This window comes from Candidatus Symbiopectobacterium sp. NZEC135 (assembly GCF_025962695.1).
The window spans coordinates 1-879 of sequence record NZ_JAGFPF010000864.1 but is presented as its reverse complement, the minus strand read 5'-3'; the positions used below and the strand labels follow the sequence as shown (position 1 = coordinate 879).

Here is an 879-nt window from a genome sequence, read left to right as displayed (position 1 = left end):
TGACAGTTTGTCGCCAAAATAGGCCCCTGACACCACCGCGCCCGCTGTGGCGGCTAAAGAGACATCGAGGCCTGCGGCGACGCCCATTAACGCCACACCCACGGTGCCTGCGGTGCCCCACGAAGTACCGGTGCAGACCGACGTTGCACTGGTGATAAGAAAGGCCGTGATAACGATATATTGAGGACTGATCAGTTTCAGGCCCCAATACACCATATAAGGGATCGTGCCGCTCAGCATCCAGGCACCGATCATGCCACCGACGCAAATCAATATCAGTATCACCGGCATCGCTTTGGCCAGCTTAGTGACAATAGCGTCCATGACCTCCACCCAGCGGTAGCCTTGCCAATAGGCTACTGCTGTCGCAACGGCAGCCGAAACCAGCAATAGCGCCTCGATGGGCAATTTATACTGACCATAACCAATAACCAACAATGTAAGCATGGCAACGATGGGCAGCAGCGCCAATCCCAGATTAAGCTCCTTTTTGGCTTTCATTTATCACTCCTGTTAAGCGTTGAAGGGGCCCAGCGTATTCAGAGTGAGGCGATATAAATGTGATCCCGGACTGCCGTGGGTGTAACGGGTTTCATTGGCTGAATCACTGCGACGCCATTCGCATTTTTCTGGCTTGCGCCGGGCTGACAAGGCGGAATTAAAGATGCCTGACCGATGCTCGCGGGATAAGCTCAGCGCAATAGCAATTATTTTGTGGCGGCCCGACGATACCGGCGTTGAGTTGTAACGCCAGCGTCGCGGCACGGCGCGCCATTTTCCCAATCGGATTGTGCATGGTGGTCAAGGTGGGGTGCAGATATTTGGCCCAGGCAATATCAACAAAGCCGACCATGGAGATGTCGGCGGGTACGCGTACCT

Annotated in this window: 2 protein-coding genes; both read right to left on the bottom strand. The window is 54.7% G+C overall.

The window, feature by feature from the left end:
- The coding region (locus J5224_RS31040; protein ID WP_319802519.1) for a Na+/H+ antiporter NhaC family protein at window positions 1-501 on the bottom strand (501 nt) is incomplete at its 3' end.
- A 157-nt stretch (window positions 502-658) separates the two neighbouring features.
- Window positions 659-879, bottom strand: a 221-nt coding sequence (locus tag J5224_RS31035; protein ID WP_264628856.1) for a substrate-binding domain-containing protein, incomplete at its 5' end; no start/stop codon positions are given.